This is a genomic window from Catellatospora tritici, from assembly GCF_019083965.1.
Lineage (GTDB): Bacteria > Actinomycetota > Actinomycetes > Mycobacteriales > Micromonosporaceae > Catellatospora > Catellatospora tritici.
The window spans coordinates 51930-72010 of record NZ_JAHRCY010000029.1; the positions used below are offsets into that span (position 1 = coordinate 51930).

Here is a 20081-nt window from a genome sequence, read left to right on the forward strand (position 1 = left end):
GCGCGAGTGGAGATCACCTGGGAACGCTGGACGGCGTTGGACAACGCCGGGTCCCGGGCGTTGGCGGACCGGATCGCCGGCCGGGTCGGCGCCGCCTCGGCCGAGGTCGGCCTACATGAGTACGCAGGTCGCAGGGCTCGGACCGCCGTCTTCGACGTTGACGGCGTCCCGTTCGCGCTGGTCCCGGCACGGCAGGTGCAGGTCGGGTACGACGTGGACCACTTCTGCCCCACCGCGGACCAGGTCGGCAGCTATCGCGAGTCGGCCGAGGCCTTCGGACTGCCCGACGACATCCGCGATTACGTAGCCGAGCGCACCTCGCCGCCGTGCACCGTGTCGGTGCCGGCGCTGCTGGTCGCAGTCGAGGCGGTGCAGGCCGGGCTCACCGCGATGCCCGTCGACGAACCCACGGTGCTGCGCCGGGTTGACGAACTGCGGCAGACGGTCGCGGTGACCGGCTCGGCGATGCCCGAACAGGTCGAGTGGGCCGGGTTCGGGCGGGCGCTGCTGGCCTCGGACGGTTCGGTGCGCGCCGCATGGATGTACGACACCCCGTCTTACGACAACGAGGTCGCCCGGCTGGCGGGGCTCGGCCGGCGGCTGCTCACTCCGGACGAGTGGGAGTACGCCTGCGGTGCCGGCGCGACAACCCTGTTCCGGTGGGGTGACACCTACCCGGGCGGCGGCGATCCGTGGTCGGCCCGCATCGGGCCGCACCGCGAGCCGAGCCTGTTCGGTCTGGCCATCGGGCAGGACCCGTACCGGGACGAGCGGACCGCCGACCCGGCCGTGATCTGCGGCGGCGACGGCGGCTCCATGGTGTGCGGCGGTTCGGGCGACTTCGTATCCTGGCTCACCATCGCCACCGCCTACCGCGACGCCGACTACGCCCAGTTCGTCCAGGACGAGGCTGAGGACGTGGACCAGATGCTGGTACGTCCCGTCATCCCGCTGCACAACTGACAGTGAGGCCGACATGCTCACCGACTGGACGGGCGTGCGCGAACGCGTCGAGATCCTGGGCCGCCATCCCCACCGCAAAACGATCTTCGGCGCAGGCGACCATCAGCCGCGTCTGGGTCCGCCCCTCAGTTTGGACCGGCTCGGCGACCTGGAGCACCACCTCGGCGTGGGCTGCCCGAGGATTGCCGCACATTCCTGACCCAGGTCTTGGCTGGCGGTGCCGGCCCGGCGTACGGCGTCTTCCCCGTGCGGCGTGACGACTCGGACACGTGGCGCCGGATCGGCGACGGCGACGACATGACCGACCTTGACCTGGATGCACGACCACTTCGAACACGAGGCGTACCGCCAAGACCTCCGGGCTGCAGCGGGTGGATCGGACAGGGCAGCCGACGTACCGCACGACCGTCGCTCGTCCGATGCGGTTGCTGACCAACACGGCGGCGTCTCCCTGACGGGGCCGTGGACGATGGGGGCGGATCAGCCAGAAGGCTTGACGATACCGAAGGTGTCGAAGTCGGCAGTGTCTTCGACGCACCCGTCGGCGGCGATCACCTCCAAGTGGCTGGGTGCGTTGGCGCGGGCCACCTGTGCAGCCTGGCGGACCGCGTCGGGTCTGCGTTCGTACACCCCGACCAGTTCGTCGCCGTCGAGCACGTCCCACACTTCGTGATTGGCCACCACGTCGAAACGTCTCATGTTCCACCTCCCGGCTCAGCTGCGGCGCGCGGCCCGCAAGCACCGGGCCCCGGTGTCGTGCATTGGGTCAGACGTCGATGCGTTCCTCGCCCCGGTGGTACTCGGTCGGCTCGCGCATGATCATGGTGCGATTACGCGGCCCGACGAACGCGGCGAACAGCAGGCCGAGCGCCCCGCCGATCACAAGGATCCAGCCGACCCCGGTGATGTCGACGCCCGCGATGCTGCACTCGAGCGCGAACGTGAAGATCGCGCCGAGCACCATCAGGAATATGCTTGCACCGATTCCCACCGGGGTCCTCCGAGCCTGCCGCTGCGTCGCGGATACAACGCCGCGATACCCACACCCTCGAAGCAGAAACGGCCTCAGTTCCTCACAAGGACGTGAAGTGCAGAAACGACGCCCAGCGAGCGCGGCGGTATCGGATCATTCACCACTCCACCGACCGCGACCACACCACCCGGCCACCTCGACACGCCGATTTTCACCAGCGATCGCTCAAACACACCGGTGCACACTCATCTGGCAACAGGCGCGAACCCCCGAACTGCGGGTCTCCGAAGTCCTGCATGGGGACGGGTGTTCTGCACAACCACCGTTGGGCAGGACACGCCACCGTTGAGCCGCGGTCAGTTCCACAATCGCACCGTCTTGTCGCCGCTGCCGGTGGCGAGGGTTCGCCCGTCCGGGCTGAACCCCACTGACTGCACCCAGTCGTTGTGGCCGGTAAGAGTAGCGGCGAGGACCGGGCGCAGCCGGTCGGTGACATTCCACAACCGCACCGTCTGGTCGTCGCTGCCCGTAGCGAGGGTCTGCCCATCCGGGCTGAACCCCACCGAGTTCACCACGCCGGTGTGGTCGGTGAGGGTGGCGATGGAGACTGGGCGCAGCCGGTCGGTGATGTCCCACAACCGCACCGTCTGGTCGCCGCTGCCGGTGGCGAGGGTCCGCCCGTCCGGACTGAACCCCACCGACCATATCCAGTCGGCATGGTCGGTGAGAGTGGCGGTGACGACCGGGCGCAGCCGGTCGGTAACGTCCCACAACCGCACCGTCTCGTCGTCGCTGCCCGTTGCGAGGGTCCGCCCATCCGGACTGAACCCCACCGAGTTCAACTCGCCGGTGTGGTCGGTGAGGGTGGCGGTGAGGACCGGGCGCAGCCGGTCGGTAACGTCCCACAATCGCACCGTCTTGTCGCCGCTGCCGCTGGCGAGGGTCCGCCCATCCGGGCTGAACCCCACCGACCGCACTCCGCCGGTGTGGCCGGTGAGGGTGGCGATGGAGACCGGGCGCAGCCGGTCGGTGATGTCCCACAACCGCACCGTCTTGTCGCGGCTGCCGGTAGCCATGGTCCGCCCGTCCGGACTGAACCCCACCGTATACACCCAACCGGTGTGGCCGGTGAGGACGGCGGTGGGGACCGGACGCAGCCGGTCGGTGATGTCCCACAACCGCACCGTCTTGTCGAAGCTGCCGGTGGCGACAGTGTGCCCGTCCACGGCGAACCCCACCGAAAAAACCCCGGCGGTGTGATCCGTGAGGGTGGCGACAGAGACACCTCGGAGTTTCGCCGACTGCGGTGCCGGGGTGACCCGGGCGACAGACCTGGGCAGTCGGTTGACGTACCCCGCCGAGGGCATCCGCCCACCGGTGACGTCCTCGTATTGGAGGTGTGCCAGGCGGAAGAACCGCTTCCCACCCAACAGTAGGGGGAAGATCGGCTTGCCGACAAGTTCGGCCTGATCGATCTCCCGGTCCACCCAGTCCGACTGGGTCGAGGCCGGGCTCATCACCACGACGAACGCCGCGCAGGTGTCGATCTGCCGCTCGATCACCCTGGACCAGCGGTCACCGGTGATGACCTGCCGATCGAACCACACCACGACACCGGCCGCAGTGAGATGCTCGGCCAGCTTCACGGCATAGGCGCTGTCGGCGGCGTGGCTGTAGCTGATGAACACATGTCCCGACACCCCAGCAAACTACCGAGCCCTGTCAATCTCAGAGCATCGGCCACGAGTGCAGTGTTACAAGATCCAAGATATAGGCGGCGTTGCCGACCCGTCGCCGGGATGGGCACCTCCGGGATGGCTGCGACAGCCGCCGCGCGCCGCAAAGGCGGTCTCATGGTTCGCCCGCGCCAGGGCGCGAGGGCGTCAGTCGCTCTCTTCCAGCCAGCCGCGTAGCAGGAGCCGGTCGATCGAGTCCTCGCGGCCGAGCCGACCACCCGACGCCACGTGTGCGGCGAGCTCGGCCCGGGTGAACCAGCGCGCCTCGACCAGTTCTTCACCGTCCACGGCCACGGTCTCCGCGGTCGCCGTGGCCCGGAACCCCACCATCAGCCCCGACGGAAACGGCCACGCCTGTGAAGCCACGTATGTCACCGCCTCGACCGGTACCCCCGCCTCCTCGGCCACCTCACGCCGAACCGCGTCCTCGAGGCTCTCGCCGATCTCCACGAACCCGGCCAGCGTCGAGTACCCGCCAACGGCGGACCCCTTGTGCCGAGCCAGCAGGCAACGGCGCGGTGCGCCCGCCGATTCGACCAGCATGATCACCGCCGGCTCGATCCGCGGAAAGAACAGCCGGCCGCACCTGCCGTCGGAGCAGACCCGCACATGGCCGCCGTTGCGGCTCAGCGTCGCGGCCCCGCAGGCGCCGCAGAAGCCCTGGTGACGATTCCAGTGCAGCAGCCCTCGCGCGTACGCCAGCGTCGACGCCTCACTCGGCGCCAGAGTCCCCACCAGCGCGCGAACGTCCAGGACGCGCTCCGCACCGGCCAGGTCGACCGCCTCGGACTCCGCCAGCGCGGACAGGTCCACGGCGAACACGCCAGTGTCCCCGTCCATTCCCAGGAAGACCGCCCCGCCCAAGACCTGGCGGACCGCATCGGCCCGGCCGCCCGCCAGCACCACCGGAGCCTGAGGCGTTCCAGCCATCAGGCACTGATCGTGCCACATCGGGATCAACCGGGCCTCCGGTGCCGTGAGGGTTGCCTCGATCCACACTGGGTCGGTCCGCCGGTCGCTGGCCCGGTCGAGCCATCCGCCGCAATAGGTCAGGCTGGGCTCATGCAGCACGATGTGGTGATCAATCATGGTCGGTAGCATTCCAGACTCGCTCCGCCGTCGGTTCCCGTGACCTCACGCATCGCACCGACGACGATGCCTAGGCCGTGGACGGGGTTCTCCTCGCCGAGAGGAGCAGCAGCAGGATGGCGATCACGATCACCTCCGGTGGGAACCGGAACCCGGCGAACGCCGTCTTCGCAGGCAACACCGACCTGAGCGTGGCGACCACCTCACCGCCGAGTATGCGTGCACATGCCAAGGTTCAACGCGACAGATCCACCAGTACCCGGGGTTGCCACGACATCTCGACGCGCGACATGTGAGGCCAGGCCACTCCGGCTGTTCAGTCGGTCGTCAGCTTCTCGGCATGAGTGATGAACGCAGCCCCAAGCGCCTGCGCGAAGGCGGTGCCCACGCGGTCCGGCCGGTAGCTGATGACGAGTTCCGCGTTGCCATCGGCCTGCGGGCGCACCTCGGCGACGAGTTCGGTGGGCAGGCCGAACGGCGGCTGCCGGAAGAACTCGGTTCGCGTACCGGCCAGATGCAGCTCGGGGGTCGCGTTGTTCTGCAGGGCGAACATGTTCTGGAACAGGGGTGGACGCGTACCGCGCGACGGGTTGGCCAGCTGCACCACCTCGCTGAACGGGATGTCCTGTGCCGCGAAAGCGCGGCGGACGGTGCTCGCGACACGAAGCAGATCGTCCCCGCTGAAGGCCTTGACCGGAAAACGCATCCGTACGCAGAGCACATCGATCAGACAGGACACGGCGTTTTCCACGCGGGCGTCTCCACGCAGTGCCACGGGCGTGCCCACGCCGAAATCGCTCGCTCCGGTGAGCTCCGACAGAGCTCTGCCATAGGCGGTCAGCAGGACCGTGTAGGGGGTGGTCCCATGCCGCACCGCCTGCTGCTCGACCCGCTGCAGCAGGCTCTCGGGAAGCGCGTACCTCTCACAGCGCGGAAGCGCCGAGAGGTCACCGGCAGCGGGGTGGGGGAAGTCCAGGGACGGAACCTCGGCGAGTTCGGACTTCCAGTACGCGCGCTGCTCCTCCAGCTCGGCGGCGTCGGAGCGGGTCAGCTGTACCGCGGCCAGCTGCCGGAGACCGGGTGCCGGGGCGCCTTGCGGACGCCCGCCAGCCAGGAGCGCGTTGTACGCGGCCGAGAGATCTGCCGCGAGGATCGGTTCGGACCATCCGTCGGTGGCTATGTGGTGGACGACCACGGCCACGAGATGTGCCCTACCCGCGCCGATCGTCACCACGACGACTCGCCAGATGTCGCCCTGCTCCAGGTCGAAGGGCCGCCCGACGGCCTCCCGCAACGCCGTGTGGGCGGCATCCTCGGTGGGTGCCCGCAGTACGACGACTCCGGGCGACGGCGTGTCGGCCGGCTCCACGACCGCCTCGTTCTCCAGCCGGTAACGGGCACGCAGGGACTCATGGCGGCCATGGGCATGGTCGACGGCTTCGGCCAGCACACCGGTGTCCAGCTCGCCCTCGACCCGCCAGCCCATGACACAGTGGTCGGTGAGGTCATCCGGATCGAACACGTGCCGGATCAGCATGTCGCTCTGCTGCCGGACCAGTGGCAGCGTGTCCCTCTCCAGCCAGGTCGACAGCGGAACGGGCTCGGCCTGCGGTCGCTCCAGCCAGCGCGCGATCCCGGCCGGAGTAGGGGTCTGGTAGATCTGGGAGAGTGGGAGCGACCGGTACTCCGGGCCCTGGAACTCGGAGCGCACCCGGCTCTGCAGCGTGGTCGCCAGCAGGGAATGCCCACCCCAGACGAAGAAGTCGTCGTCGGGCCCGAAGGCGTCGCGATCCAGTACGTCGGCGAAGAGCGCGCAGAGTGCGGCCTCCGTCCGCGAGCGGGGCGCCGCTGTTCCCGCCACCGGGGGCAGCTGGACGATGTCCGGCAGCGCCGCACGGTCGAGCTTGCCGTTTCCGGTCAGTGGCAGTTCGTTCAGCATCCCGATGGCGGAGGGGATCATGTAGTGGGGCAGCACTTCGGCCAGGAATCCGCGCAGGGCCGCGACATCCGGTATCGCGTCGGCATGGGGAACGACGTGGGCGACGAGCACCGGACTGCCGTCACGGGACTGCCTGACCGATGCGGCGGCCTGCGCGATCGCGGGGTGGCGCGTGAGCGCGGTCTCCACCTCGCCGAGTTCGATGCGGAACCCCCGGATCTTGACCTGACTGTCGGCCCGCCCGCAGAAGACCAGGAGGCCATCGGGGCGCTGCCGGGCGAGGTCGCCCGACCGGTAGCCGCGTACCAGCTGTCCCTGGCGGTCCTGGAGGTCGACGAAGCGCCTCGCCGTCAGCTCGGGCAGTCCTCGGTAACCCAGGCTCACTCCTGGGCCCACCACCACGATCTCGCCGGTCTCGCCCTGCTGGACGCACCGCAGCTCCTCGTCGACGAGGAGCAGGTCGAGGTCGGGCAGCGGGCGGCCGATCACACTCTCGCCATGCTCGATGTCGGCGGTGCCGACCTGGTGGTAGGAGGCGTGGACGGTGGTCTCGGTGATGCCGTACATGTTGACCAGGCGAGGCAGTGAAGTGCCGTATTTGTCCACCCACGGCTGGAGTTCGGGAAACCGCAGGGCTTCGCCGCCGAAGACGACGTGCCGCAGTGGCAGCCGCTCACCGTCGCGGCCGTCTTCCGCCACGACCTGCCGGAACGCCGAAGGGGTCTGGTTGAGGATCGTCACCTGCTCTTCGAGCATCAGTCGCCGGAACGCCACGGGGTCCTTGGCCACCACGTCGGGGACCACCACAGCACGTCCGCCGTGCAGCAGTGCGCCCCAGATCTCCCAGACCGAGAAGTCGAAGGCGAACGAGTGGAAGACGGTCCACACGTCGTTCTCGGTGAACTCGAACAGAGGCATGGACGTGGAGAACAGGCGCAACACGTTCCGGTGGGTGACCTCGACTCCCTTGGGCCGACCCGTGGTGCCAGAGGTGAAGATGATGTAGCACCGATCGTCCGGCGAGATCGCCGCCGGTGCGGACGCGGTGAACTTCCGATCTTCTTCGGACTCCTCCACCAGACACAGGGCAAGCCCCGCCGGGAGACCGTCCGCCAGTAGCCGCGACGTCACGACGGCGGCCGGATCCGCGTCTTCGAGGATGAGTGCGTTTCGCTGCGCGGGGGCGGTCGGATCGAGCGGCAGATAGAACGCACCGGCCTTCAGGACGGCGAGTGCTGCCACCACCATCTCGACCGAGCGCTCGAGGAGGATCCCCACGGGACGGCCCGCGGCCTCCGGGCCGCTCGGAAGGTCCGCCGCCAACCGGTCGGACCATCGGTCCAACTCGGCGTAGGTCAGGTTCCGCCTCCCGCAGGTGACCGCGACCCGGTCGGGAAACCGGGCGACGCAGGCGGCGAAGGCCTCGACAAGGGATCCCGGCGTACTCACGGATGGCTGGTCAGACATGCCTTGTCCACTTCCTCTGTAACGACATGGCCGACCAGTGCGGGCCGGCTTCGCCGATGGCTGGCTCCATCCGCTGCGCTGCGATGTCAGGCGACGGATGCGAGGACGTCCGCCTTGGCGTAGAGGACACGGCGTCCGTTCGTCCGGCGGCGCCAGCTCTTCTCCGACGCGAGACGGTAGACGTTGCTCATGGACGTCTGGCACAGCACCGCGACTTCTCCCGGCGTGAGCCAGGCGGCGCCGGCCTCATGCCGCTGACTCGCCCGGCGGTCCAGTTCTCGCCACTGGTACGCCGACCAGACATGTTCGGCGCTGGCATCGCAACGGACCTCGCCGGGCAGCCGGTCCGAGCCTGCCTGAACGGTGGCGACGAGTTCACCCTCACAGTCGCCCACGACGCATCGGCTCACGCGGAATTTCCGCACCCCGCTCGGATTGACCACCCGTCGCGCGGCGGCTGCCGTCTCCGCCATCTCGGCGACCGCGTCGACGGCCGCGTGATGGCCGCAAAGCCAGTCTGCGTGCAGCCGGAGGAAGGCCGCCATCGCCGTGACGGACGGACTCGACGGCCCACATCCGCGCTCCGTCCGCACCAACTCGCTCCACGCACGCAGACGGGCCCGAACCATGTCCCGGGCATCGACGGCGGCCGTATTGAGCTTGATTCCGAAAGAGGGTGTGCCCGACACCCGTTCGGCCTCCGGAGATGCGGCATCCAGCACCGACTCACACCCCTGGTAGAGCTCGGGGATGGACCGCAAGTCACTTTTGAAGCCTTCGAAGCAACTCACGCATACAGCCAGTCCGTCGGTTGACTGAAGCGCTTCGGAGTGACACCGCGGACACACCTCGCCGTGACAGTCATCCATGAAACATCCCCCGTAGCAATTCAGCCTGTCGTTCCCCCCGGACATCCCCACGAGGCCTCGTGGTGCGGTATCGCGTTCTTCCGCGTGAACGCCGGGGTGCCGCATTCGTATCCGCCGGTTCAGGAGCGGGCGCATGACGGTTGATCAGGGTTTCAGCCGTCGTTCCCACGGTCAACCGACTGTGACTCACCCCATATGAGGGCTACCACATCGCCGACCCCATAGGGCAGTCCCCTCATCATGGACATCAGAGGTTGCGGCGATTCACAACTGTCACGGTATTCCGGATCCTCGATTCGGTGATCTCGTGTTGTCGCCGTATGCTGGCGGGGCCTCTGGATGCGTAGCTTGCCTGTTGTCGAGAGCAATGGACGCAAGGAGGCTATTGACAAGCCCCCGCTCCGCTAAGAACATAGGTTCCACGTTGGCGCATTGCGACTTCACGCCATATGGCCCCTTCCGCCATATGGCGTTTACTATGCGCGGCACGCGGAATACTGCAGCCGAATCATTCGCTGACGCCCCTCGATTCCCATGCAAGGACGGCCGAGATGACCCACGGACCAGACCTGCCCGAAGGCACGCGCCGGGTCCCTTACGTTTCCCCCGGCCTACCGGACCATCGGAGCCCGCTGCGGTTTCTGTGGTGGCTGACGACAAGTCAATACCGGCGGGTACTGATCGGTACCATTCTGGGCAGCGCGTGGATGTGTGCGATCATGCTGCCGCCGTACCTGCTGTCGAAGACCATCGACGAGGGGCTCAAGGCGCGAGACACCGGGATGCTGCTCCTCTGGATCGCAGCCGTCGTCGTCGCCGGGGCCGGGATCGCGATCCTGGGCATCCTGCGACACCGCGCCATGACGCGCATCCGCGTGGACGCGGCCTACCGGACGATCCAGGTAGTCACACGCCACGTCACCCAGCTGGGGTCGACGCTGTCCCGACAGGTGTCCGCGGGCGAACTCACGCACCTCCAAGCCGGTGACATCGGCAGGATCGCCCAGACACTGACCATCACCGGACCCGGCGTCGGGGCGGTCATCGCGTATGCCGCAACCGCCGTCATGCTGGTCCGGATCTCGGTCGCCATCGCCGTGGTGGTCCTGCTCGGCGTCCCGGCCCTGGCCCTGACCGTCGGCCCGCTGCTGCGGAAGCTGCACGGCGCCGAAAGCCGCTACCGGGAGGACCAGGGGGCCATCACCGCCCTCGCCGGTGACATGGTGGCCGGCCTGAGCGTTCTCAACGGCATCGGCGGCAAGCCCCTGTTCGCCGGACGGTACCGGAAGCGGTCCCAGGCTCTGGTCCCCCTTGGCTACCGCGTCGCCAGCATCACCAGCTGGGTCCAGGCACTCACCGCCTGGCTGCCCATGCTCTTCCTTGCCGTGGTGACGTGGATCAGCGCGCGGATGGCGGCCAGCGGGGACATCACCGTAGGCGAGCTGGTGGCGGTCTACGGATACGTCGCCGCTCTGCTCGTACCCGTCTCGTCCCTGATCGAAGGGGCCGACGATCTGCCGCGCGGGCTCGTGTCCGCACGTAGGGTGGTCGACATCCTGGCGCTCGCGCCGGCTGCCGAGCCGAACCGGATCCGACTCGACCCCCCAGCCACCCCCGGCCTCCTGCACGACCCCGTATCGGGCCTGGTGGTAGCCCCGGGCAAGGTGACGGCCCTGGTCGGTGCCCGTCCCGACGAGCCCCGAGCCGTGGTGGACCGGCTGGCCGGCTACACAGACTCCGAGGCCTCCTGGGCAGACCACAAGCTGTCCGACTGGAACCGCACGGCTCTTCGGCGACATATTCTGCTCGCCGACAACGACGCCTACATGTTCGCCGGCACCCTGCGTTCCGTCGTCTCCGGCAGTGCCGTCCGCTCCGACGAGGACATCCGCCGGGCGCTGCACGCCGCCGCCGCGGAGGACATCATCGACGTGCTCCCCGACGGGCTCGACGCCCGCCTGGAAAATCGCGCCCGCAACGTCTCCGGAGGACAGCGCCAGCGGCTGCAGCTGTCCCGAGCCCTGCTCGCGGATCCGGCGGTGCTCCTGCTGGTGGAACCGACCTCGGCGCTGGACGCGCACACGGAGGCGACGGTCGCCGCCCGGGTGGCGGCGCACCGGCACGGGCAGACCACCCTCATCGTCAGCACATCGCCGCTCGTGCTCGGCCAGGCCGACGAGGTCGCCTACCTCGTGGACGGGAAGGTGCAGGCGACCGGCACGCACGGCGAGCTCCTTGCCCACCAGCCGGGATACGCGGCACTGGTGTTCCGCGGCAGCACCGAAGCCCCTGACGAAGCCGCAGTGGCGCAGCCCCTGGAAGGACAGCCCCGATGAACCGGTCCGACGAGACGCCCCGCCTGCCGATCGCCGATACCAGAACGGTTCGCCGGGCCGGCTGGCAGCTGTTGAAGGACGACTCGGGCGCCGTCTGCGGGATGCTGCTGCTGACCTGCCTTGCCGCGCTCGCCGGCGCGGCCGGCCCCTGGCTCCTCGGCCGCATCGTGACCAGGGTCGAGTCCGGTGACCTGTCCGTCTCGGGAATCGACGGACTGGCCGCGGCGGTACTCGGCTTCTCTGCGGCCGGACTGGTGCTGACGCGCTATGCGCGAAGCCTCTCCCACCGCTTCGGCGAGCGCGCGCTCGCCCGGCTGCGCGAGGAGACCATCGACCGCACCCTCTCGCTGCCGGGGCGTATCGCGGACGAGGTGGGCACCGGTGACCTGGTCACCCGAGCCACCCTGGACGTCTCGACCGTCGCGGCCACGCTGCGAAACGCGGCACCGGACATGTTCATCGCCGGCATCCAGGTCGTATTCATCTTCGCCGCGGTCTTCTTCCTCGACCCGCTGCTCGGGCTCTGCTCGGTGGTGGGGCTGCCGCTCGTGTGGGGGGTGAGCCGCTGGTACCTCGCGCGCTCCCGCGACGCCTACCTCGCCGAGGGCGCGGCTGCCGGCGAGGTCTCCGAGATCCTCAACTCCACCGCGCACGGCGCCCGTACCGTCGAGGCCTACGGGCTGCGCGCGCTGCAGAACAACACCCTCGACAAGGCCATCGACACCACCTACCGCGCCAGCATGCGCACTCTGTCCCTGCGGACGGTGCTGTTCCCGGTCACCGAGTTCGCGCACACCCTGCCCATGGCGCTCATCCTGCTCGTGGGCGGGCTCGGCTACCTCAACGGGTCGATCCCGCTGGGCGTGGTGGTGACCGGCAGCCTGTACATGTGGCAGCTGGTCGACCCACTCAACCAGATGCTCATCTGGGTCGAACAACTGCAGCGCAGCGGCGCCTCATTCGCCCGCATCAAGGGTGTCGGACTGGTGTCGCACACCGCCGACGCGCCGGTGCCGGCCCCGGTGGACGACCTCATCGAGGTCAAGGGCGTGGGGTACTCCTACGTCCCCGGGCAGGAGGTCCTCAAGGACGTGGAGCTGGTGGTCCGTCCCGGTGAACGACTGGCGGTGGTCGGCCGGTCAGGAGCCGGCAAGTCCACCCTCGGCAAGCTGTTGTCCGGCGTGGACACCCCGGACACCGGCCGCGTCCTGGTCGGCGGCGTTCCCGTCGCCGACCTGGCCGCGGCGGGCGAACTGGGCAACCGCATCGTCCTCATCACGCAACAGCACCACGTGTTCATGGGCACCCTTCGGGACAACATGACCATGGCGGCACCCGAAGCCGACGACGAGGCCGTCCTCGCGGCGCTGAGGTCGGTGGAGGCGGACTGGGTGACCGACCTGCCGGAGGGCCTGGACACCCCGCTGGGCTCGGGCGGAGTCGAACTCGAGCCTGCCCAGGCACAGCAGCTCACCCTGGCCAGGGTGCATCTGGCAGACCCGCACACCCTGATCCTGGACGAGGCCACGTCGCTGCTCGACCCGACGACGGCCCGCCAGGCGGAGCGGGCAGTGGCCGCCGTCCGGTCGGACCGCACCGTCATCGCCATCGCCCACCGGCTGCAGACCGCACACGACGCCGATCGCGTCGCCGTCATGGAGTCCGGCCGCATCGTCGAGCTGGGCACCCACGACGAGTTGGTCGGCGCGGGCGGGCCGTACGCGGACCTGTGGCGATCCTGGAACGGCGAGAGCTGAGTCTTCGGCATGTCGTACGCCCCTGGGAGTCCGCTTCCGAGGCGTACCCATTCCTGATCCCGCCCGCTCCCCTGGGCCGCCCATCCGAGAACGACGTGAAGGAACTCAGCCATGCACACCCCCGCCCCGAAGGATCCCAGCTTGCCCGCCAAGTTCGTCCTAGCCTGCGTCCTCTGCCAGAGCGAATTCCCAGCAGCGCTGATGTACCGATGTCCCGAATGCGCAGGTGCGCTGGAACCGCGATACGCGTTGACCGGCATGGTCCGCCACGACCACCCCGACCCTGAGCAGGTCTATTTCGACCTGCTCCCGCTGACCTCGCGAGATTTCCTGGACAGCGGCGTGACCGTACGTACTCCGTGCCGTCCCGCGCCGCGCCTCGGCGAAGCCATCGGCGTCCCGGGACTGTGGATCAAGGACGAGTCCCAGCAGCCGACCCGTACCACCAAGGACCGGCTGGCCTCGCTGGTGACCGCGGTGCTGCGCCAGTTCGGCGTGAAGGAGTTCGTCGGCTCCAGCACGGGAAACAGCTCGACCGCCCTGGCCCGGGCCGTACGCATGGACCCCACCATGCAAGCGTGGTTCTTCTGCGGCAAGGACTTCGTCGCCAACCACGACATCCCGGACGACAGCCGCACCGTCCTCACCGTGGTGGACGGAAGCTACGTCGACGCCACCGCCGAGGCCCGCCGGTACGCCGCGGCGGAGGACATCCACCTCGACGCCGGCTTCTTCAACTGGGCCCGCCGGGAAGGGCTCAAACTCGCCTACCTCGAAGCCTTCGACGCCATGGACCGCACGCCGGACGTCGTGGTGCAGGCGGTCAGCAGCGGCATGGGCATGCTCGCCGCCCACAAGGGGGCGCGGGAATACCTGGCCATGGGTGAACTCTCCCACATGCCCGCGTTCCTGATGGTCCAGGAGGAGTCCTGCGCCCCGGCGGCACGTGGCTGGCAGGAGGGCCGCACGGAGCTGTCGGACGTCCACCGGATCGAGAATCCCCGGGGACTGGCCACCGCGATCCTCCTCGGCGACGGCGCGCCCTACTACCGCTACCTGCACAGCATTGCCGCCGACACGGGCGGTGCCATCGTCTCCGCGGCCCGCCCGGACCTCGTCACAGCCCGGCGCATGCTGAGCGAGCTCGAGGGCATCGACGTGTGCTACGCGTCGGCCGCCGCCATCGCCGGCGTACGCGACCGGGCTGCGGCCGGACTGATCCGCCCGGACGAGACCGTCCTCGTCAACCTGACCGGGCGCAGCCGGATGGTCGACGGCCTCTGACCGGTGCCGGGGCAGGCCGATCTACCGCTGCGCACCGCGCAGCGGTAGATCGTCTCGGCCTCGCCGGTGCCCTGTCCGGACCCGATCGCCTGACAAACACCGAACCGGCCGGGGCCGGCTCTTGCTCGAAGAGCCGGCCCCGGCCGGGTGCGTTTCGCCGCGCCGAGGCGTCCACAAGCGGCGAGGCACTGGAGTCGGACGGCTACCGGTCTTCGACGGGCCCGCCCTCGAGCTGCAGCGCCAGCTTTGTCAGCAGCTCGTCCTCGGAGTCGTGCAGGAAGAAGTGATCGCCCGCGATCTCCACGGCCGCGAGGGACTCGCTGCTGTACCGGGCCCACTCCCCCACCGATTCCGGCGGAACGTCCTGGTCGTCGGCGCCGTGGAACACGGAGATCGGGCAGTCCAGAACAGCGGTCTCGGGCGCCTGGTAGTGGTCCAGGATCGTGTAGTCCGCGCGAATGGTCGGAATGTAGAGCTCCATCAGTTCTTCGTTCTCCAGGAGTTCCTCCGGCGTGCCGCGCAGCTTCCGCAGCCGTTCGGTGAATTCCTCGTACGAGAGGTCATGGGTGGTCTCGACCGGGGTGGCCTGGTGCGGGGCCAGGCAGGCGGAGACGAGTAGGCGGCGCGGCGCGGGAAAGCCGTGGTCGGCGAGGTACCGGGTGAGTTCGAAGGCCAGTGTGCCGCCGAAGCTGTGCCCGAACAGGGCGTAGGGCGCGTGCCGTGCCTCGTCCATGGCGCCGGCCAGGTCCTCCAGCAGGTCGGACATCCCGGTCAGCGCGGGCTCGGACCAGCGTGCGCCTCTTCCGGGAAGTTCCAGCGGCTTCACCGTCACCCAGGAGGGCAGTCTGCTGTGCCAGTGCGCGTACATACGCGCCGAAGAACCCGCGTACGGCAGGCAGTAGAGCGTCAGCGCCGGTGTCTCGTCCACTGCCTGCGCCGCCTCGGCGGGCAGGCTTGCGGCGCCGAGCCCGAGGAGCCCGCCCACGGTCGGATTGTCATGGATCTGCCGCAGCGGAACGGCATGGCCGAGCGCTTTGGCGAGGCGTCGCTGCAGCGCGACGGCCAGAATGGAATTTCCGCCCGCCTCGAAGAAGTTCTCGTGGTCCGAAGCGGGTTCGGCTTCGAGAGTGTCCCGCCACGCCTGCAGGACGGCGGTACGGATCGCTTCGGTCTCAGAGTTCATCGCAGTGCCTTCATCACAGGTCGGCGCCGGCCAGACCGGCCCGATCGATCTTGCCGGAGCTGTTCCGGGGCAGCGACGGCACGAATCGGGTCATGCTCGGGCAGTAGCTCGCCGGCAGCCGGGTACGGATCCAGGTGTTCAGCGCCTCGGCGGTCAGGTCTTCGCGGGTGACGACGAAAGCAACCATGAAGGCGCGCTCCGGGCGGTCGGCATGACGGACCAGGACCGCCGCTTCCGTCACCGCGGGATGCTCCTCGATCACGGATTCCACTTCACCGAGTTCGATCCGGTGGCCGCGCAGTTTGATCTGCGCGTCGACCCGGCCCAGGTACTCCAGCGAACCGTCGGCCGCCCATCGGCCCCGGTCGCCGGTGCGGTAGGTCAGCGCCGGGCCCTGCGGTGTGGTCCGGACGGAGAACCGTTCGGCGGTGGTTTCCGGCCGGCCCAGGTAGCCCGATGCCAGGCCCTCGCCGTAGAGGAAGATCTCCCCCTCGTCCAGGAACAGACCGCAGCCCTGCAGCGGATCGCCCAGCGAGATGGCGTCGGGGCGCTCGATGCGCGCCGCGGTGGCCCAGATCGTCGCCTCGGTCGGACCGTACAGGTTCCACAGCTCGGTGCTGCGGGTGAGCAGGGCGGCGGCGAGGCTGGGGGTCAGCGCTTCTCCCCCGCACCAGACGCGGCACCGGTACGAGAGGTCCTCGTCACCGGCGGCGAGCAGCAGTCGCCAGAAGCTCGGGGTTGCCTGGATGACGTCCGGCGAGTGGAGCTTCAGCAGTTCCGCGAAGGCGTCGGGGTCCGTACGCGCTTCGACCGGTACGGCGACGAACTTGGCGCCGACGGTCAACGGCACCAGCATCTCCGCCAGCGAGATGTCGAAGGACAGCGCCGTCATCGCGAGGATGGTCTCCCCCGCTCGCATACCGGGAACCCGGGCCAGCGCGCGGATGCGCGAGGCCAGGGAGTCGTGGGAGACGATCACACCCTTGGGGCGCCCGGTCGAGCCGGAGGTGTACATGACGTATGCCATGTCGTGCAGGTCGCGCCCGGCGGTGTCCGCGGCCGGCATCGTGCCGAGGCTGTCGACGGTGAACACCGCCTCCTGCGGGGCGCGGACCACGGCTGCCGGACGGGCGTCGTCCAGGATGAGCTGCCGGTGCGCGGGCGGGCTCTCCAGATTCATCGGCAGGATGGCGCAGCCCGCCTGCGCACCCGCGAGGAACGCGATCGCCCCGCTCACCGGGCTCGATGTCTCCAGTGCCAGCAGGGAGCCGGGTTCGGCGACCCGCCGGATCAGGGCCGCCAGGGCCTCGGCCCGCTGTGCCAGGTCCCGGTAGGAATACTCTTGTACGCCCACCGCGGCGGGCTCGTCGGGGGTGCGCTCGGCCTGCTCGCGGACCAGGTCCCAAACCGTCTCCATGCGTCAGTTCCCCTTGGTCCGGAGCTGCTCGTCGACCCGCGCGGCGAAGTCGGCGAAGACTGGGCTGCTGAACATCACTTCAAGGGGCAGCGGAATCTCGAAGGCCTTGCGGGTGAGGTTCAGGACACGGGCGGCCTTCAGCGAATGGCCCCCGATCTCGAAGAAGTTGTCGGTGGCCGCGGGCACCCGCCCCAGCACCTCGCTCCAGATGTTCGAGAGCTTCTCCTGGACGGGATCCATCGTCGTCGGGGCGACGGCGTCCGGCTGCCCGGCCGGCGCGGCCTGCGGCTGCGCCAGCGTGAGCAGATCGACCCGGTTGATCTTGCCGTTGGCGTTCAGGGGGATCGAGTCCACCCGCAGCAGCGTCGCCGGCACCATATAGGCGGGTAGCACGTCGGCGAGTTCGGCGCGTACGGCGTGCTCCGCGGCGGTACCCGAGTAGAGGCCCACCAGCTCTCCCCCGTCCTGGTCGGGGCGTACGACCGCCGCGGCCTGGTCGACCCCGGCGACGCGCAGGACCGCCTGCTCGACCTCGATGAGCTCGACCCGGTTTCCGCGCAGGCTGACCTGGGAGTCGCGGCGCCCGAGGAACTCCAGCTCCCCGTCCTCGGTCCACCGGCACAGGTCCCCGGAGGAATACCACCTGCCGCCGTCCGGATCCTTCGTGAACTGCTTACGGTTGAGCGGCTCGTCGTGCAGATAGCCGATGGCGAGGATTCGGCCCCCGATGAGCAGCTCTCCCGACTCGCCCGGCCCGGTCACGACGGTTCCGTCCTCGGCCACCAGCCGGACCTCGGCACCGGAGATCGGACGACCGATGGGCGGCACGTCGTGCGCGGAGGGTGTGCGCAGATCACCGCCGGCCGTCGTCACGACGGTCGCCTCGGTGGGGCCGTAGTGGTTGAACACGGCGGCCGGGAAGTCGGCCGGCGGCCATACCCGGAGCCGGTCGCCGCCGGTGGTGAGGACCTTGAGGAACCGGGGTGGCGTGCTCACCGCGAAGGCCTGCTCGGCCAGCGGGGTGCTCAGGAAGCACTGCTCCACGCGGTGGTGGTCGAGGAAGCGGCACACCGCGTCGATGTCCATCGTGGCGATGCCGTCGGGCAGCAGCAGCGTGGCACCGTTCGCGAGCGTCGACCACACCTCCCACACCGAAGCGTCGAAGCCTAGGCCGGCAAAGGCCGCGACGCGGACGCCGGGTCCGGTCCGGTAGGTCTCCCGGTGCCAGTCGACGAGGTTGCCCAGACTCGCGTGGCCGACCTCGATCCCCTTGGGGGTGCCGGTGGAACCCGAGGTGTAGATGACGTACGCCGCTTCGGCGTCGGCCGTCGCACCCGCGCCGTCCAGCGAACCGCCCGATACCGCGTCGGCCAGGACCTCGATCGAGACGTCGGCAGGTCCGGTGCCACCCGGGGTCAGCACCGCGAAGGGCCGGGCGTCGCTCAGGATCGCGTCACGCCGCGAGCCGGGCAGTGCGCCGTCCACGGGAAGATAGGCGCCACCGGCGCGCCATACGCCGAGCTGGGAGACCACGCCCTGGATCCCCCGCGGGAACAGGGTGGCGACGAGCGCCCCGGGACGGAACCCGTCTGCCGAGACCAGCCGGTCCGCGATGACACCAGCGGCGTCCCACAGTTCGCGGTAAGTCAGTTCCGCGAACTCGGCGGTCGCGTTCCCGAGGACGACGGCGACTGCGTCGGGGCTTTGGCCCGCCCACGCCTCGATCAGCTGCGGCACAGTGCGCTGTGCGGTCTTCCCACTCACGATCATTTCCTTATCTGACGGCTTCAAGAGGGTGCCGGAGCCGGTTCAGGTCGGCTGCGGAAGTTCGGCGGAGGGCGATCACCTATGGACGTTGAGCCTCAAGTGCTCCAGAACGGCCACCCCGTGGTGCGGCCGCAGCACCGGAGCCTCGGCCGGCTCCACCCGGCTCCAGCGCCGGACCAGTCCGTTGAGTGCCGCACCGACCTCCAGCCGGGCCAGACCGGATCCCAGGCAGTAGTGGGCTCCGTAACCGAAGGCGAGGTGCCTGGCGTTGTGCCGTTCGGGATCCAGCACGTCCGGGTCGGCCAGGACGGCCGGGTCGCGGTTGGCCGCGCCCAGCATCAGCAGCACCAGGTCACCCGGCTGGATCCGGTGACCCTCGATGTCAACTTCACTGACCGCGACCCGTGCCACCTGCTGGACCGAGGTGTCGAACCGCAGCAGTTCCTCCACCAGCGTGGGAATCCGCTCCGGCGTCACGGCATCCCACTGCCTGCTGTGCATGAGGGCGCGGACCGCCTTGCCGAGGAACGTCGACGTGGTGTCGAACCCGGCGAAGACCAGCAGGCTCGCCGTGGCGGCGATGTCCTGCTCCTCGATGCTGCCGTTGCGGTGGGCCCCGCTCAGGACCTCCAGGGCCGTCCCTTCGGGCTGGGACTCCGCGGCCCGCGCCGCCGCCACCACCTGCTCGATCTCCGCCAGGGCGAGTGTCCCGCGCTTGACCACCGCAGGCAGGTAGTCGGCCACAAGGAGGGCCGCGATGTCCGAGGCCCACGCCGCGATGCGGGGGGCCACCTCCTGCGGCAGCCCGATGACCCGACAGATGACCCGGCTCGCCAGCGGCACCGCCAGTTCGGACATCACGTCGATCTGCTCGGTGACACCGTCCAGGAGCAGATCCACCGTCTCCTCGACGAAGGGCTGGAGTTCGGCGATCCGGGCCGCGGAGAACAGGGGGGCGATCAGTCCGCGCAGCCGTTGATGCCGCGGGGCGTCGTTGAACATGAACCACCGCCGGACGATGTCGGCGGTGCGCATGGCGTCAGAGGTGCCCGACCGCTCGTCGTGGAGCCGGGTCCGGCCGCGCTCCGGCCAGGCAGAAGAGAGCGCCGGATGCCGCAGCAGCTCGGTCACCTGGCGCAGTCCCGTGACGATCCAGACCCCGAGGTCGTCGTCCCGACGGACGGGCTCGGCGTCCCGCAGGGACAGGTAGTCCATGCACGGATCGACCGGCATCAGCCCGTCGCGCTGTCGGTACGGACAACTGAGTTCCATGAGTTGGTCCCTCTGCGTGGGTGGAAGGC

Annotated in this window: 15 protein-coding genes; 5 read left to right on the forward strand and 10 right to left on the reverse strand. The window is 69.3% G+C overall.

The annotated features are described in order from the left end of the window. Positions 1-6: 6 nt before the first annotated feature. Complete coding sequence (locus KUA19_RS37600) at positions 7-963, forward strand: formylglycine-generating enzyme family protein (RefSeq protein ID WP_217403963.1); 957 nt, start codon at positions 7-9, stop codon at positions 961-963. A 13-nt stretch (positions 964-976) separates the two neighbouring features. Next, positions 977-1162, forward strand: a complete 186-nt coding sequence (locus KUA19_RS37605) for a hypothetical protein (protein ID WP_217403965.1) — start codon at positions 977-979, stop codon at positions 1160-1162. A gap of 281 nt (positions 1163-1443) precedes the next feature. Here the strand turns inward: KUA19_RS37605 and KUA19_RS37610 are convergent, their stop codons facing one another. From KUA19_RS37610 to KUA19_RS37635, 6 genes are all read right to left on the reverse strand, one after another. After that, positions 1444-1662 carry a hypothetical protein gene (locus tag KUA19_RS37610; RefSeq protein WP_217403967.1) on the reverse strand — a complete coding sequence of 73 codons (219 nt, stop codon included), beginning with the start codon at positions 1660-1662 and terminating at the stop codon, positions 1444-1446. 67 nt (positions 1663-1729) lie between these two features. Then, on the reverse strand, positions 1730-1954 hold the full coding sequence (locus KUA19_RS37615) for a DUF6458 family protein (protein WP_217403969.1): 225 nt from the start codon (positions 1952-1954) through the stop codon (positions 1730-1732). A 338-nt stretch (positions 1955-2292) separates the two neighbouring features. Further along, the gene (locus tag KUA19_RS37620) at positions 2293-3636 is read right to left on the reverse strand and encodes a toll/interleukin-1 receptor domain-containing protein (protein ID WP_217403971.1); all 1344 of its coding nucleotides are present in this window, start codon (positions 3634-3636) and stop codon (positions 2293-2295) included. Between the two features lie 183 nt (positions 3637-3819). Continuing rightward, positions 3820-4773 carry an NAD(+) diphosphatase gene (nudC, locus tag KUA19_RS37625; RefSeq protein ID WP_254550743.1) on the reverse strand — a complete coding sequence of 318 codons (954 nt, stop codon included), beginning with the start codon at positions 4771-4773 and terminating at the stop codon, positions 3820-3822. 304 nt (positions 4774-5077) lie between these two features. Further along, positions 5078-8371 (reverse strand): non-ribosomal peptide synthetase, encoded by a 3294-nt coding sequence (locus tag KUA19_RS37630; RefSeq protein ID WP_217403973.1) that lies wholly within the window; start codon positions 8369-8371, stop codon positions 5078-5080. Next, positions 8254-8958 (reverse strand): helix-turn-helix domain-containing protein, encoded by a 705-nt coding sequence (locus tag KUA19_RS37635; protein ID WP_217403975.1) that lies wholly within the window; start codon positions 8956-8958, stop codon positions 8254-8256. Before KUA19_RS37635 ends, KUA19_RS37630 begins: the two co-directional genes overlap by 118 nt. A gap of 629 nt (positions 8959-9587) precedes the next feature. On the opposite strand from KUA19_RS37635, the gene KUA19_RS37640 reads away from it, so the two are divergent. The 3 genes from KUA19_RS37640 (at position 9588) to KUA19_RS37650 (ending at position 14413) form a co-directional block, all read left to right on the forward strand. After that, a complete protein-coding gene (locus KUA19_RS37640; RefSeq protein ID WP_217403977.1) occupies positions 9588-11372 on the forward strand; it encodes an ABC transporter ATP-binding protein in 1785 nt (594 codons plus the stop codon). Then, entirely contained in the window at positions 11369-13129 is a 1761-nt protein-coding gene (locus KUA19_RS37645) for an ABC transporter ATP-binding protein (RefSeq protein WP_217403979.1), read from the forward strand. The genes KUA19_RS37640 and KUA19_RS37645 overlap by 4 nt, the downstream gene beginning before the upstream one ends. A gap of 201 nt (positions 13130-13330) precedes the next feature. Beyond that, complete coding sequence (locus KUA19_RS37650; protein ID WP_217403981.1) at positions 13331-14413, forward strand: threonine synthase; 1083 nt, start codon at positions 13331-13333, stop codon at positions 14411-14413. Positions 14414-14615: 202 nt separating this feature from the next. Here the strand turns inward: KUA19_RS37650 and KUA19_RS37655 are convergent, their stop codons facing one another. From KUA19_RS37655 to KUA19_RS37670, 4 genes are all read right to left on the reverse strand, one after another. Next, positions 14616-15596, reverse strand: coding sequence for an alpha/beta fold hydrolase (locus KUA19_RS37655; protein WP_217403982.1), 981 nt, complete (start codon positions 15594-15596; stop codon positions 14616-14618). A 13-nt stretch (positions 15597-15609) separates the two neighbouring features. Continuing rightward, a complete protein-coding gene (locus KUA19_RS37660) occupies positions 15610-17013 on the reverse strand; it encodes an amino acid adenylation domain-containing protein (RefSeq protein WP_217403984.1) in 1404 nt (467 codons plus the stop codon). Between the two features lie 3 nt (positions 17014-17016). Then, positions 17017-18777: a non-ribosomal peptide synthetase gene (locus KUA19_RS37665; RefSeq protein WP_217403986.1), complete on the reverse strand. Its 1761-nt coding sequence runs from the start codon at positions 18775-18777 to the stop codon at positions 17017-17019. A gap of 78 nt (positions 18778-18855) precedes the next feature. After that, the gene (locus tag KUA19_RS37670) at positions 18856-20052 is read right to left on the reverse strand and encodes a cytochrome P450 (protein WP_217403987.1); all 1197 of its coding nucleotides are present in this window, start codon (positions 20050-20052) and stop codon (positions 18856-18858) included. Positions 20053-20081: the final 29 nt, after the last annotated feature.